This is a genomic window from Novosphingobium sp. BL-S-32 (assembly GCF_056857055.1).
Map to the genome: position 1 here is coordinate 868,228 of NZ_CM166477.1, position 13,635 is coordinate 881,862.

At 64.0% G+C, this 13,635-nt stretch carries 14 protein-coding genes; 11 read left to right on the top strand and 3 right to left on the bottom strand.

Features of this window, described 5'->3' with window-relative positions; all coding sequences use genetic code 11:
- Positions 1-151: 151 nt before the first annotated feature.
- The 5 genes from AC1VVK_RS20505 (at position 152) to AC1VVK_RS20525 (ending at position 3,322) form a co-directional block, all read left to right on the top strand.
- Positions 152-601 carry a PaaI family thioesterase gene (locus AC1VVK_RS20505; protein ID WP_482906593.1) on the top strand — a complete coding sequence of 150 codons (450 nt, stop codon included), beginning with the start codon at positions 152-154 and terminating at the stop codon, positions 599-601.
- 151 nt (positions 602-752) lie between these two features.
- The gene (locus AC1VVK_RS20510; RefSeq protein WP_132385907.1) at positions 753-1,058 is read left to right on the top strand and encodes a DUF6481 family protein; all 306 of its coding nucleotides are present in this window, start codon (positions 753-755) and stop codon (positions 1,056-1,058) included.
- Positions 1,059-1,132: 74 nt separating this feature from the next.
- On the top strand, positions 1,133-1,786 hold the full coding sequence (locus AC1VVK_RS20515; protein ID WP_482906594.1) for a spermidine synthase: 654 nt from the start codon (positions 1,133-1,135) through the stop codon (positions 1,784-1,786).
- Positions 1,783-2,157 (top strand): reverse transcriptase-like protein, encoded by a 375-nt coding sequence (locus AC1VVK_RS20520; RefSeq protein WP_482906595.1) that lies wholly within the window; start codon positions 1,783-1,785, stop codon positions 2,155-2,157. Before AC1VVK_RS20515 ends, AC1VVK_RS20520 begins: the two co-directional genes overlap by 4 nt.
- 112 nt (positions 2,158-2,269) lie before the next feature.
- Positions 2,270-3,322: a Gfo/Idh/MocA family protein gene (locus AC1VVK_RS20525; RefSeq protein ID WP_482906596.1), complete on the top strand. Its 1,053-nt coding sequence runs from the start codon at positions 2,270-2,272 to the stop codon at positions 3,320-3,322.
- A 99-nt stretch (positions 3,323-3,421) separates the two neighbouring features.
- On the opposite strand, the gene AC1VVK_RS20530 is transcribed toward AC1VVK_RS20525, so the two are convergent.
- Positions 3,422-4,279, bottom strand: a complete 858-nt coding sequence (locus AC1VVK_RS20530) for a Na+-dependent transporter (protein WP_482906597.1) — start codon at positions 4,277-4,279, stop codon at positions 3,422-3,424.
- Between the two features lie 268 nt (positions 4,280-4,547).
- Between AC1VVK_RS20530 and AC1VVK_RS20535 the strand changes: the two genes are divergently transcribed.
- Positions 4,548-6,092 carry an arylsulfatase gene (locus AC1VVK_RS20535; RefSeq protein ID WP_482906598.1) on the top strand — a complete coding sequence of 515 codons (1,545 nt, stop codon included), beginning with the start codon at positions 4,548-4,550 and terminating at the stop codon, positions 6,090-6,092.
- Entirely contained in the window at positions 6,092-6,943 is an 852-nt protein-coding gene (locus tag AC1VVK_RS20540; RefSeq protein ID WP_482906599.1) for an acid phosphatase, read from the top strand. The genes AC1VVK_RS20535 and AC1VVK_RS20540 overlap by 1 nt, the downstream gene beginning before the upstream one ends.
- 13 nt (positions 6,944-6,956) lie before the next feature.
- On the opposite strand, the gene AC1VVK_RS20545 is transcribed toward AC1VVK_RS20540, so the two are convergent.
- A complete protein-coding gene (locus AC1VVK_RS20545; RefSeq protein ID WP_482906600.1) occupies positions 6,957-9,008 on the bottom strand; it encodes a TonB-dependent receptor plug domain-containing protein in 2,052 nt (683 codons plus the stop codon).
- A gap of 104 nt (positions 9,009-9,112) precedes the next feature.
- Between AC1VVK_RS20545 and AC1VVK_RS20550 the strand changes: the two genes are divergently transcribed.
- The 4 genes from AC1VVK_RS20550 to AC1VVK_RS20565 all read left to right on the top strand — a co-directional run bounded on the left by AC1VVK_RS20550 (position 9,113) and on the right by AC1VVK_RS20565 (position 12,610).
- Positions 9,113-9,670: a homogentisate 1,2-dioxygenase gene (locus AC1VVK_RS20550; protein WP_482906601.1), complete on the top strand. Its 558-nt coding sequence runs from the start codon at positions 9,113-9,115 to the stop codon at positions 9,668-9,670.
- 7 nt (positions 9,671-9,677) lie between these two features.
- Positions 9,678-10,649: a cytochrome-c peroxidase gene (locus AC1VVK_RS20555; RefSeq protein ID WP_482906602.1), complete on the top strand. Its 972-nt coding sequence runs from the start codon at positions 9,678-9,680 to the stop codon at positions 10,647-10,649.
- A gap of 70 nt (positions 10,650-10,719) precedes the next feature.
- Positions 10,720-11,946: a CaiB/BaiF CoA transferase family protein gene (locus AC1VVK_RS20560; RefSeq protein ID WP_482906603.1), complete on the top strand. Its 1,227-nt coding sequence runs from the start codon at positions 10,720-10,722 to the stop codon at positions 11,944-11,946.
- A gap of 7 nt (positions 11,947-11,953) precedes the next feature.
- Positions 11,954-12,610 carry a GntR family transcriptional regulator gene (locus AC1VVK_RS20565; protein ID WP_482906604.1) on the top strand — a complete coding sequence of 219 codons (657 nt, stop codon included), beginning with the start codon at positions 11,954-11,956 and terminating at the stop codon, positions 12,608-12,610.
- A 204-nt stretch (positions 12,611-12,814) separates the two neighbouring features.
- Here AC1VVK_RS20565 and AC1VVK_RS20570 read toward each other — a convergent pair whose 3' ends face one another.
- Positions 12,815-13,627: an ABC transporter ATP-binding protein gene (locus tag AC1VVK_RS20570; RefSeq protein ID WP_482906605.1), complete on the bottom strand. Its 813-nt coding sequence runs from the start codon at positions 13,625-13,627 to the stop codon at positions 12,815-12,817.
- Positions 13,628-13,635 lie beyond the last annotated feature (8 nt).

Here is a 13,635-nt window from a genome sequence, read left to right on the forward strand (position 1 = left end):
TTCATGGTTTGTTGCGGCTAAATGGGCGAATTCCCGTCAGCCAATTATATTTTTGTCATCGCTCGGTTCGCGTTTCTATGGCGCTCGCCGGCGTCGCGGAAATACTGGGAGAACGCTGGGCCCGGCGCTTTCCATGCCGTACGGTGCGCCAATGGCGACAATATCTCAGAACCCGATCTCCGACGATCGGCTCCGCTTCGATCTTGCGGGACTTGCGCTCTTTCTGGACGCGGCATTTCCGGCGGCTGCCCGGCCGGCATTCGGCGATCTGGTGTCTGTGGAACCCGGGCATGTGCGAATGCAGCTTAACCCCGGCAGTGACATGGTCCGGCCCGGCGGCATTGTTTCCGGGCCCACGCTCATGGGTCTGGTGGACGTTGCCGCCTATGCCGTTGTGCTGGCTCACGTTGGCCCGGTGGCGATGGCAGTTACGAATACGCTCAACATCACGTTCTTGCGGGCCTGCCATCTGGCGCCGATCGTTGCCGATGCGCGCGTGCTGAAATTGGGCAGGAGGCTGGCCACTCTCGACGTGAGACTGTGGCAGGAGGCCGAGCATCGACCGGTCGCGCAGGCGACTGTGGGATTCGTTTTGCCTTAAGTTTTCGCGAGCCCCAAACCGCTTCCGATATTGGCAGGTCGCTTCCGGAGACTCTTCGTGCTAGGCGCTTCAGGCACGATCACGCAGCGGATGGTTGTCGGCGCATCGCTTACGCGCGCTCGTGATCTCAGAGGAACATCAGGTACAATCAATGGCAGGATACAAGGAACCGGGCTTTCAGGATCGCGTTGCGGCTGCTTCGGCGGCACGAGCGAAAGCGCTTGCCCAGTTGAAGGCGAAGCCCGCAGTCGACCCCGCGGTGCTGGCCGAACGCGCCGAGAAGGCGCGTGAGCGCGAGGAATTGCGGGCAAAGCGCGCCGCCGAGCGGGCCGAAGCCAAGAGAATCGCCGAAGCCGCAAAGGCCGCCGCTATCGTGGTCCCGCCAACGGAGGCCGAACTCAAGGCGGCGCGTGATGCGCGTTATGCTGCACGCAAGGCACGCAAGTCATCACGGTAAAATCGGCTACGGAGCCGCCTCCGTCCCCCAAACGCATCACGATTGCCGGGCACGAACAGATAGACACTGCCGAAGTGCCCGATGGCGTGCATTTGCGTCTGGTGCAGCGGGGGGATGAGTTCACGATCCTGCTCGATCGCACCGAACTCATGAGTACTCGGGCCAGCGCCTCGGAAGAGGCGCTGGCGACGATGACGTGCGATCGGCTTGGCAATCGGCCTGCGGCCGAACTGCTGATCGGCGGCTATGGTCTGGGCTATACCTTGCGCGCGGCCCTGGCGGTGCTGGGCCCCGATGCCCATGTGACGATGGCCGAACTCGTGCCGGAAATCATTGCATGGGCACGCGGGCCGATGCAGCGCCTGACCGCAGGTTGCCTCGATGATCCGCGAGTTCTGCTTGTCAACGACGATGTCGCGATGCTGATCGATTCCGCGCGGGCAGGGTACGATGCGATTCTGCTCGATGTCGACAACGGGCCCGAGGGGATCACGCGGCTGGAGAACGATCACCTTTACACCGTTCGCGGGCTGAAGGCGGCGCGTCTGGCGCTGAAGCCGGGCGGCATCCTTGCCGTCTGGTCGGCCTCGACTTGCGCCAACTTCGTCCTGCGCCTCAAGGAAGTGGGGTTCCACGTGGCCGAAGTCGTCGTGGATGAATGCGCCCGCGAAGGGGGCGCGGATCATGTTATCTGGTTTGCCCGCAATCCCGGCGCAGCGCATTCGTGAAGATCTATTTCGACGGCGGCTGTCGTCCCAATCCCGGGCCGATCGAAACGGCGGTAGTCGCGGGAGGAAAAACCTTCCTCCGGACCGATCTGGGGGACGGCGACAGCAACGATGCGGAATGGCTCGCCGCTATCGAGGCGCTGCAAATGGCGCGCGCGCTTGGCGTCAGGGATGTGACCCTGCTTGGCGATTCGACCATGGTCGTGGACCAGATCAATGGCGCTACCCGCCGCGTTGCGCCCAGATTTGCCGCATACCTTGCCACATTTCAGACATTGGTCCGCGATTTCGATCGCGTGCGGATCCGGTATGTCCGGCGCGGACAGAACCTTGCCGGAATAGCGCTTGAGCGGGCCCACGGCCGGCTCTGAGCCGCGCTATATCCTCGCCCTATCGCGGTGGCGGCTTGTAAGATAGTATTGACTATCATAGCTTGCCCGAACGAACACGCCGAAGCGTGGATGGGGAAGGGAAAGCGTAGCTATGGGCACGGCAGATTTCGGCGTCCTGGTCGTCGGCACCGGCTTTGGCTGCCGAATCCACGTTCCGGCCCTGCGAGCAGCCGGTTTTCATATCGTCGGGCTGGTGGGCAGAAACGCCGAGCGTCTGGAGCGCAAGGCTGCATCGCTCGGCATTCCCGCATTCTTCACCGATCTTGACGAGGCGATCAGCGCAACCGGCGCAAGGATCGTGACTATCGCGACCACGCCGAGCACCCATGCGGCGCTTGCGCGAACGGCGATCGCGCGGGGCTGTCATGTGCTTTGCGAGAAGCCTTTCGCGTTCGATGCGGCGCAGGGCAAGGCCTTGCTGGAGGCCGCCGAAGGCGCCGGGATTGTCCATATGGTCTCGCACGAATTCCGCTGGCTGCCTGAGCGTGCGCTGTTCGGCCGCGCGATCTCCGAAGGCCTGATCGGGGAGCCGCGATTCCTGGTGCTGGACCAGTTCATCCCGTTCTGCGCCGATCCCGAGGCGCGATTGCCGAAGTGGTGGTTCGATGTGGAAGCCGGCGGCGGATGGCTCGGTGCGGGCGGGTCGCACCTGATCGACCAGATCCGGGCGTGGCTTGGCGATTTCCACTCGCTGAGCGCCAACCTGATGGTCGTGTCGCACCGCGAGAGCGTTGCCGAAGACAGCTATTCGATGCGCTTTCTGTTGAAGAACGGCGTCGAGGGTTCGATGCAGCAATCGGCCGGGGCCTGGGGGGCACCTGCGAGCCTGTGCCGCTGCGCGGGCTCGAAAGGCACCGTCTGGATCGAAGGCGGCAAAGTGTTCGTGGCCGACAGGAGCGGCACTCGCGAATTGCCGGTGCCTGCGGATTTGCAGCTTCCTCCTCCACCGCCTGCTGACCGGCTTTCGCACTTCGAGATGGGGCCCTTCACGCGCCTGTGCGAGGCACTGATGGCCCGGATCGCGGGGACTGAGGCGGGTTCGTCGATTGCGCCTCCGACATTTGCAGATGGGTTGGCGACGATGCAGGTGATGGACGCCATGCGCGCCTCCGCTGCTGCCGGCGGTGCCTTGCAGGTGATTTGAGAAGACAGAACTGAACCGCCGACTTCGACGCTGCCGCTCACGCGCGATCCGCTCGCGCACGTATTCGGGCAGAGATCGTGAGGCGGAGATAGGCCTTCTTCAGGCCGGTGCGGCCTTGCGCTTGAGGGCGATCTGGTAGGGAATAAGTACCACCAGGCCGACAAGGAGGAACAACAGCACGGCAGCGGTTATCGCCTTGTTGGCATGGTTGGCTCCGGCAAGGGCAAGCGCGATGCCGGGGTGACGCATTGATGCCGAGAACGCGAGCGTCGCGCGGTTCGCCGGGTCGGGACCGCCGAGCAAGTGCCCTCCGATCAGGGCCGCGCCGACCACGATCGCCATGGCCAGAATGGTCCCGTCGCCGACCAGTGCCCCGATGTCCGGCAGGAGGCTGGCCAGGATCGGCAGAAACGCGAGTATCAGCAGCAGGTTGGCGATGATCATGAGCGTGCGGGGAAGCGCCGGTGAAACCTTCCGCAAGACCAGACGGCCCAGCACCAGTCCGATTCCCAGCGGGATCACCAGCCCGACGAAGATGTTCCGGGCGACTACGCCGATCGGGAAATGGGCGTCCACTTCGTAGAACTTCGAGCCCAGCATGCCCAGTGTCGGCACGAACAGCAGCGCCAGCACTGCACCGGCCGCCTGCAGGCCGTATACGTATGTGCCGTGGCCTCCGAACTTCAGGGCCTTGCCCGGCATGAGCGGCGCGACGGGAGAAATCGCCATCAGGAAGATCCCGGCCTTCGCCGAATGGGAAATCGGGCACAGCGCGATGACGAGGACGGCGATGAGGACAGGGACAACAACGATGGCCACCACCGCTCGGCCGAGCAGCGCCGGGCGGGCGAGGACATAGGCGAAATCCCCGCGCGCGGATGCGACGCCCGCTGCGATGATCATCAAGGCAAGGCTGCCCGTCAGCATCAGCGGCAGGAGATGTTTGACGAATTCCATCGCAGGCTTCTCCAGTGGGTGCGTCATGGATGATCGGCAAATGTCCCCGGCAAATCTGAAGCACCGAAGACCGCGCATGAATGGGGGATTACCCTAGGATTTGCGGAAGGGTCTCCGGGGGTATTCCGCTGAAATGCGAGGTCTTGGGAGAATAAAATCAGGCGTGTCGAGCTTCGGTGGCACAATATCCGATGTTCAGGGAAACTACCGATAGATACGGGCCGCCGAACCTTCGACTATTGGCTGAAATACTCGAAGGGAAAGTCTGATGCCGAACGGACAGCCGAACATTCTGGTAATCTGGGGAGATGACATCGGAATCAGCAACCTGAGTTGCTATACCGATGGTCTGATGGGCTATCGAACGCCGAACATCGACCGGATTGCCAAGGAAGGCATGAAGTTCACCGACAGCTACGGCGAACAAAGCTGCACGGCCGGCCGCTCTTCCTTCATCACCGGGCAGAGCGTGCTGCGCACCGGACTGTCGAAAGTGGGTATTCCGGCCGCTCCCATCGGCATGAACGAGAAGATCGTCACTATCGCTGCGCTGCTGAAGGAGCAGGGCTATGCGACCGGGCAGTTCGGCAAGAACCACCTGGGCGATCTCAACCACATGCTGCCCACCAACCACGGTTTCGACGAGTTCTTCGGCAACCTCTATCACCTCAATGCCGAGGAAGAGCCGGAGATGGAGCACTATCCCGCGCACGAACCGGATATGCCGCACTTCAAGGAGCGTTTCGGTCCGCGCGGCGTGATTCATAGCTGGGCGACCGACGTGGACGATCCCACCGAAATGCCGCGCTGGGGCAAGGTGGGCAAGCAGAAGATCGAGGATACCGGCCCGCTCACCAAGAAGCGGATGGAGACCTGCGACGACGAGTTCGTGGCTGCGGCGCTCGCTTTCATGAAGAAGCAGGAAGCGGAGGGCAAGCCGTGGTTCGTGTGGCTCAACACCACCCACATGCACATGTTCACGCACACCAAGAAGGAAAGCCTCGGCCAGGCCGGCCGCTGGCAGTCCAATTACCACGACACCATGATCGATCATGACAAAAACGTGGGCGAAGTGCTCGACGCGCTCGACGAGATGGGCATCGCCGACGACACTTTCGTCATGTACTCGACCGATAACGGCCCGCATCGCAATTCCTGGCCAGATGGCGGCATGACGCCGTTCCGCAGCGAAAAGAACACCAACTGGGAAGGCGCTTTCCGCATTCCGCTGGTGATCCGCTGGCCGGGCAAGGTGACGCCGGGGTCGGTCTCCAACGGTATCGTTCAGCATCACGACTGGTTGCCCACGTTCCTCGAAATGGCCGGCGCGCCCGACATCGTCGAGAAAGTGAAGAACGGCTACTCTGCGATCGGCCGGACCTACAAGAACCACATCGACGGGGTGAGCCTGCTGGGCCACATCACCGGCAAGGAAGAAAAGAGCCCGCGCAACTTCTTCTTCTACATCAGCGATGACGGCGACATTCTCGCCATGCGCTACGACAACTGGAAACTGGTGTTCCTCGAACAGCGCTGCAAGGGAACGATGCAAGTCTGGGCCGAGCCCTTCACACGGCTGCGACTGCCCAAGTTGTTCAATCTGCGAACCGATCCGTACGAATTCGCCGATATCACGTCGAACACGTACTACGACTGGTTCCTGTATAACGCGTACTTCATCTACGCCGCACAAACGGGCGCCGCGATGTTTGCGGATACTTTCAAGGACTTCCCGCCGATTCAGCGTCCCAACAGCTTCACCATCGACGATGCAATCGCCAAGATGGCTGACGCTTCCGCCGGATCGAGTTGATGGGAGGAGTGCGTAGCGCCGCACTCCTGTCCTCCCTGGCCGCCGCCGCGACTTTCGTCTCGGCGGCGGCTCAGGCGCCGGACGGCCAGACTTCGGCCCGAACGCCAGCCGGATCGGTGCCGAGCATCACCGCAAAGCTGCCTCCCGGCATGCCCAAGGGCTATCTGCCGATGGACCAACTACCTGACAGTCTGGCGCTGCTGCCGCCACCGCCTGCGGCGGAATCGGCAGCCTTTGCACGCGATGAGGAAGTCAGCAAGGCGATGACACGCGCGCCGGGCTCGCCGCGTTTCGTGCAGGCGGCCAGCGATGCCGATCTCAAGCCGGCCCATGCCTTCCAGACGTTCGCCTGTGCCGCCGGGGTCACGCCCGATCCGAAGCGGACGCCGGTGCTCTACCGGCTGCTGGGCAAGTCGATGATCGATATCGGCCTGTCGACCTACAAGGCGAAGGATCACTACCAGCGCGTCCGCCCCTTTGTCGCGCATGGCAACGGCACTTGCCTTCCCGCCGATGAAGCCACCTTGCGGACCGATGGCTCCTATCCCTCGGGCCACAGCGCGCTCGGATGGGGTTGGGCCCTGATCTTCACCCAACTGGTGCCGGACCGCACGGACGCCATCCTCCAGCGAGGCTATGCTTTCGGCGAGAGCCGGCTGGTCTGCAACGCCCACTGGGCCAGCGACGTGAAGGCGGGACGGCTGATGGCGGCGGCGGCCGTCGCGCGCCTCAATGCGGACAAGGCCTTCCGCGCGGATCTCGATGCCGCGCGGGTTGAACTCGCGTCCCGGCCATCCGCGCCGCCCGCCGCGACATGCGCGGCGGAAGCGGCGGGATTGACCATGCAGTAGTGAGGACGGCGCCTCAGTACTTGTATTGGAAGCTCAGGAAAAAGCTTCGGCCCGGCTCGGGGAAGCCATCGGTGAGCACGTAGTAGTCATCGAACAGGTTGCGCACGCCCGCGCCCACTTCCACACCCCGATAGAGCGCGTAATTGACTGTGAGATTGGCCAGCGCATAGCTGCCCGTGCGGTAGTACCGCGTGCCGGCGGTGTTCACCGTCCAGCGGTTCGAGGCAATATCCGCATTGGGCAGGACGTGCAGGCCATCGAGCGGCGACCAGTCTGCCCAGACGAAAGCCTTGTGTGTCGGCACGCCGGTTGGCTGGAAGGCGCTGTTGGTCGGATCGTCAAGGTCGCGGTGGGTGTAGGTGTAATTGCCGCCCAGGCTCAGCGTGTTGGCAAGCTTTGCGGTCAAGGCGATCTCGCCGCCGTAGTAATTGCCGCTGCCAAGGTTACGGCTCTGGGTGACTGGCTGCCCTTGATAAAGGAACGGAAAAGCGACGATCACATCGTTGAGGTGCGAATAGAACAGGGCCGCTTCGGCATGGAGCGGGCCGAAATCGCGCGTGCCGCCGATCTCGTAATTGGTTGCGCGCTCGGCCTTGAGATCCGGGCTGGATACCGCGCCGCCGAAGCGTGAACTGAAGCGTTCGAAGATCGTCGGGAAGCGCGCCCGCGACGATATGCTGGCGTGGAAGCTGGTTTGCGAGTCCGGCGTCCAGTTGAGCTGCGCCTGTCCATTCAGCGCCTTGCCGTTGTGCAGCGGGTACTCGATCAGTGCGTTATTGGCGTAGTCTTCGGCCTTGGAAAGATCGCGCCAGTCGAAGCTGACGCCGGCCGTCAGCGCGAGTGTCGGGCTGAAGGCGAGCCGGTTTTCGGCGGCGATGCTGTAGGTTTCCTCGATGCTGGTCTGCTTCGGCTCGGTCGCGCCCGAGGGGAAGACCTGCTGCCATTCGACATGCTTGTCGCGCCGGTAATGCGCGGCCACGCTCAGGCGGTTGGCGGGGCTGACATCGACATCGAGCTGCGCAGAGCCGCCCCACGCGGTGTCGGCATAGTAGCTGTTGAAGGCACGCGGCTTCGTCTGAGTGGTCTCGGTCGCGTCGTCGAAGGCGCTCAGCAGGTTGTCGAAGCTATTGCGGTAGACGCGCGTCTTCAGCGTCCCATAGTCACCCAGCGCGGTGGTCGAGAGGAAGTAGATGCTGTCGATGTTCCAGTACGGCCACGACCAGTTGCGCTGGCTGGAGACCGGATCGGTTATGTGCAGGGGCGCGTTCTTCGATCCTTCCTGCCGGGTGTAGTTCAGCGAATATTCGTCGGTGACATTGGGTGTGAAGCCCACCTTGGCGTTCACGCGCCAGTCCTCGGTGCGCGAGAGGTCGCGGTGGCCGCCGTCCTCGGCGGAGCCGGGCGTCGGCTCATAGCTGCCGGGAAGGTCCCAGTGATCGGTGAAATTGCGCGTGTAGCTGGCCTGCGCGTACCACTTGTCCTGCCGGGTGCCGAGCAGGGCGAAGAGGTTGTAGCCGCTATACTCCGCCTCACGGCCAAGGTTCAGCGTGCCGCGCGCCTCGGCCTCGATCGGCTGCGTGGGGGTGCGGGTGACGAGGTTGATCGCCCCGCCCATCGCGCCCGGGCCGTCCAGCACCGAGGCGTAGCCTTTGGCGACCTGCACTTGCGAGATGTCGGCGGTGAGGAAGCGCCCATAGTCCAGCCGTCCGTCGGCGGGCAGGTAGACGCGGATGCCGTCGATCGAGAGCGGGACCTGAAAACGGTCGAACCCGCGCACGTTGATCAGGCGTTCGTTGCGGGATCCGCCGCTGTTCGACGAAGACACGCCGGGCATGAGGTTCACCGCGTCGTCCAGACTGGTGCGATTGAACAACTGCATGGCTTCGGCATCGAGCGTGGACGATGTGATCGAGGGCGCAGTCGGCGAGGGCGCCGTGACGATGATCTGGCCCAGCGTGAAGGCATCGCTGCGTTCGGTCTGGTCGGACGGCGCAGCGGACTGCGCCAGCGCAGGCGCGGCGAGCGCGCAGGAAAGAGTAACCGCAAACGCGGATGCAAGACGCATGACTGAAACCCCCATGATTTGTACTGTCGCCGCTCTGGCGATTCTCTATATCCGGCCGTATATAGTTTTTTGCGGACGCGAAAGTGCAACGAAATGAGGGACTCATGGTGACGGGACGCGGTATCGGGGTTTTATCCGGCGGTTGGGCGCTCGCTGCATTGCTGGCCTCCGGCGCGGCCGGGGCTCAGGAGATGGCGAACGTTGTTCCCGACCCGATCGCCTGTCCTTCCACCCCTGTCGCGCTGCCAGCCGAACTCTCGGCATGGAACTCGCGGACGACCCTGGTGGCAGCGGGGGACGCGCACGGTCTCTCCGCGGCGCGGCTTGAAGTGGGCAAGGCGGTCGATGGCGGTTTGCGTCCCACGCCCGAAGTCCACTTTGCGCTAAGGCCTGAAAAGCCGGGCGGATCGGTCAGTTTTGGCGGGATTTTCGCCTTCACGATTACAGAACCCGGCAAGTACCGCGTGGCGCTTGGATCGGCCGCGTGGATCGATGTGGTGAAGGGGGGCGCCGCCGTCTCTTCCATCGCGCATGGCCATGGGCCGGACTGTTCGGGCATTCGCAAGATGGTCGACTTCACGCTTGAACCCGGCGACTATCAGCTTCAGATTTCGGCCAATTCCGAATCCCGGCTGCCGCTGTTGATCGCCCGGCTACCCTGACGCTGCCATGCGTTATGCCCTGCCGGGCCTGTTGCTGATCGCCACTGCGTTTTTCGGCCTGCTCGCCGTTTCGGGATCGGGTGAGGGGCGGGAGACGGGCGCTGTGGTGCGCGCAGACAGCGCGGCCAAAGTCGAATTGGGGCGGCGGCTGTTCTACGACGCGGACCTCTCGATCAACGGGACGATGTCCTGCGGGACATGTCATGAACAGCACCACGCTTTCGCGGATGGCAATCGCATGCATCCAGGCGCGCTTGGCGATCCCGGGCGGCGAAACGTCCCCGGCCTCCAGAACCTTGCTTCGCTATCGCCGCTGACATGGGCCGATCCGCGCCAGACCAAGCTTGAAAAGCAGGCCGCCGTGCCGATACTCGGTGAGCATCCGGTGGAGATGGCGATGACCGGGCATGAGGCGGAGATACCGAAAAGACTTGGGCGCGATCCCTGCTATCGCACCATGTACCGCAAGGCCTTTCCGCGCGGAGGTGGCCGGATCGACTATGACAATACGGTCAGCGCGATCGCCGCATTCGAGCGGACGCTGGTCTCGCGCAGCAGTCCGTGGGACCGGTTCGCGGCCGGGCAGGCGGATGGCTTTTCTGCGGAAGCCCGGCGGGGATTGGCGGTATTCCAGCAGTCCTGCGCGTCCTGCCACGCCGGCAAGGACTTCACGGACGGGAAGTTTCACCGCATCGGCGCCACTGGCAGCGATGCGGGACTGGCGGAAGTCACCGCATCCCGCGACGATTTCGGCAAGTTCCGCACGCCGAGCCTGCGCAACGCGGCAGTCACCGCACCCTATTTGCACGACGGCTCCGCACCCACGCTTGCCGACGCCATCCGCGTGCACGACGGCATTTCCGTGTCGGAGCCTGATATGGACGCGCTTCTCGCATTCCTCGACAGCCTGACCGACCACGCCTTCCTGACCGACACTCGCTTCTCGCTGCCGATGGAGGCTTGCGGCAAGCCGCTCTGACGCGCCGGATATCGCCGGGCGGATGCGACGCAGCTATGATGGATAATGCATTATTGCTAGCCAGGCAGGCATGAGCAAGGGAAACAGGCCCCTTTCGGGCATGCGCGTGCTGGAACTCGGCACCATGATCGCGGCGCCGTTCGCGACGCATATTCTTTCGCAGTTGGGGGCGGAGGTCATCAAGATCGAGCCGCCCGCAGGTGATACCACGCGTTCTCTGGTGCGCGGGGGACCCTCCGGGACGATCATCGCCTATAGCCATTCGAAGAAGGCGATCTGCCTCGACCTGACTACGGAAGAGGGCAAGGAGGTGTTCCGCCGTCTTGTCGCCACGTCGCGCGTGGTGATCCATAATCTCGCGCCCTCGGCGGCGCGCAAGCTGGGGGTTACGGCGGACGATTGCATGGCCGTGAACCCGCGTCTCGTCCACGTCCATATCAAGGGTTACACCCATGGCCCGCAGGCCGAAGGGCTGATGACCAACCCGATTGCCGAGGCGGCGACCGGGGCCATGGACGACCACCGCGTGGACGACCGGCCGACGCGCTTCGGCCCGTCCTACCACGATCAGTTCGCCGGCACTTACGCGGTGATCCGCGTGCTTTCCGCACTGCTCGATCCCGATGCCGACGAGGCTGCCCGCCGGATCGAGGTGGGCCTCTACGAGACCGGCCTCCATCTGGCCGCGCGCGATCTGGCGGGCATGCAGCTCAAGACGCAGTTGCTCGGCCGCCTTGAAAAAGAGGGCGGGGGCGAGTTCTCGATGCCCGGCTACGGCGCCTATCTCACATCGGACCAGCGCTGGATCTACCTGCTTGTCCTCACCGATGCGCACTGGGCGCGATTGACCGGAGCGCTCGCCATGCCCGAGCATGATACCCCCGAATTCGCCAGGCTGCGCGACCGCAAGAAGGCCCGCGAAACCGTGGAAGAGGCCGTGCGCATAGCGGTTGCGCGGTTCACGTTCGACGAAGCCGTGGCCCGGCTCGAAGCCGCGGGCCTCGGCTTCCACGAAGTCATGCCGCTCGAACGCGTGCTCGAAGCGCCGCAGGCCCGTCAGCCGGGGAAGCTGCGCGATGTGGAATATCGCGGGCTCCAGTTCGAAGTTCCCGAATTCGCGGGCGTCGGCCCTGTCGAACCCGGCCTGCCGCCGCCGGAGATCGGCGAACATACCGAAGCGCTGCTCGCCGAACTCGGTTATTCGGGGGAGGAAGCAGCGGCGCTGTTGTCAGCGGGGGCAGCCAAGGCCTATCAACCCGGCGATTTCGCCTGGGCACCGGTGCGACAAAAGGGGTGATGCGCAAGTGACGACCAATGCGATGATGCCGTTTCGCACGAAGGAAGAGCAGGTTGCGGACTTCCTGCGCGAAGGCATCATCTCGGGCCGGATTCCCCGTGGCTCCCGCCTCAAGCAGCAGGAAATCGCCACGCTGCTCAAGACCAGCATTACCCCGGTCCGCGAGGCGCTGAAACTGCTTTCGGCCGAGGGCTACGTGATCGGTGATAGCCATCGCGGCGCCACTGTCGCGCCTTTCGACATTGAGGCTTCGAGCGAGGTCCTGAACTTGCGTATCCTGCTGGAGACCCAGCTTGTGCGCGGCGCGGTGGAGAACGTCACCGGGGCCGACATCGCCGAACTGACCGTGTTGGCCGGTGAGTTCGCCGCGGCCTTCACGGCGGGCGACAACGAAGCGGCGCGCGCGGCGAACTACCGGTTCCACCACCGCATGTTCGAGATTGCCGCGATGCCGCAGACGCTGCATTTCGTGCAGATTCTCTGGGCCCGCTATCCTTTCGACCTCATCAACCGGCTCGAAGGGCGCGTCAGTCGCGCCGCCGACGAGCATGACGATATGCTGGCCGCACTGATCGCAGGCGATACCGCCACGGCCATGCTGGCTACGCGGCAGCATATCGAAACGGGTTTTCGCGAGCTTCGCGAGTCCGTGGAGCAGGGCTAAGGTGCGCGGATGAATTCGGCGTTGGATGTCCGCTCGGATTCGATATGGCGCTAAACTTGCCGTTCCACTGCTTCGTCGCCCCCGCGATGGCGGGGGCCCCGCTGCCTTTCAACTTCTCGTTTCGCACGCAAGAAGCGGGATCCCCGCCTTCGCGGGGATGACGGCTGAGGGTTGGGATTGACCGGTTTACATTCCTTTGCCGCTTCAGGCGGGCACTGGATTTTCCTCATGCACGCCCAGTTCTGACAGCAGTTCGCTGCGCAAGGCGTCGAATTCCTGACCGCTGGCGACACGCGGACGCTCCAGCGTGATGCGCTTGTCATAGGCGATACGGCCGTTGCGCAGCACCAGCACGCGGTCGGCCAGCAGCAGCGCTTCCTCGACATCGTGGGTGACGAGCAGCGTTGCCGGTGAATGCGCTTGGCACAGCGCGCCGATCAGCCGCTGCATGCGCAGGCGGGTAAGCGCGTCGAGCGCGGCGAAGGGTTCGTCCATCAGCAGCAGGCGCGGCTTGCGCACCAGTGCGCGGGCCAGCGCCGCGCGCTGCGCCTCGCCGCCTGAAAGCGTGGCGGGCCATGCGTCGGCGCGGTGGTCAAGGCCCACTTCGGCCAGTGCCTCGGCCGCCACGTGGCGTGCCGCAGCGCGGCCGGAAAGGCCGGTCACGACGTTCTTCCAGACTTTTTTGGTCTGGATCAGCCGGGGTTCCTGGAACACCACGGTCCGTGCCTCGGGCACCCAGGCCTCGCCGCTGTCGGGGGCGTCGAGTCCGGCGAGGATGCGCAGGAGGGTGGTCTTGCCGCTGCCCGAGGCGCCGAGCAACGCGACGAACTCGCCTGGCCGGATCGACAGGTCCACCCCGTCAAGCACGGGGCGGCCGTGGAACAGGCGCGAGACGCCTTGTACGGCTACGGCTTGCGGACGCCCCTCGAAGGGGTCGATCTCGCGATTGCGGAGCACTTCCTGTACGAAAAGCGGGTGGACGGAAGCGGAAGGCTTGGAAGGTGCGGAATGCAGCATCGTCGGTC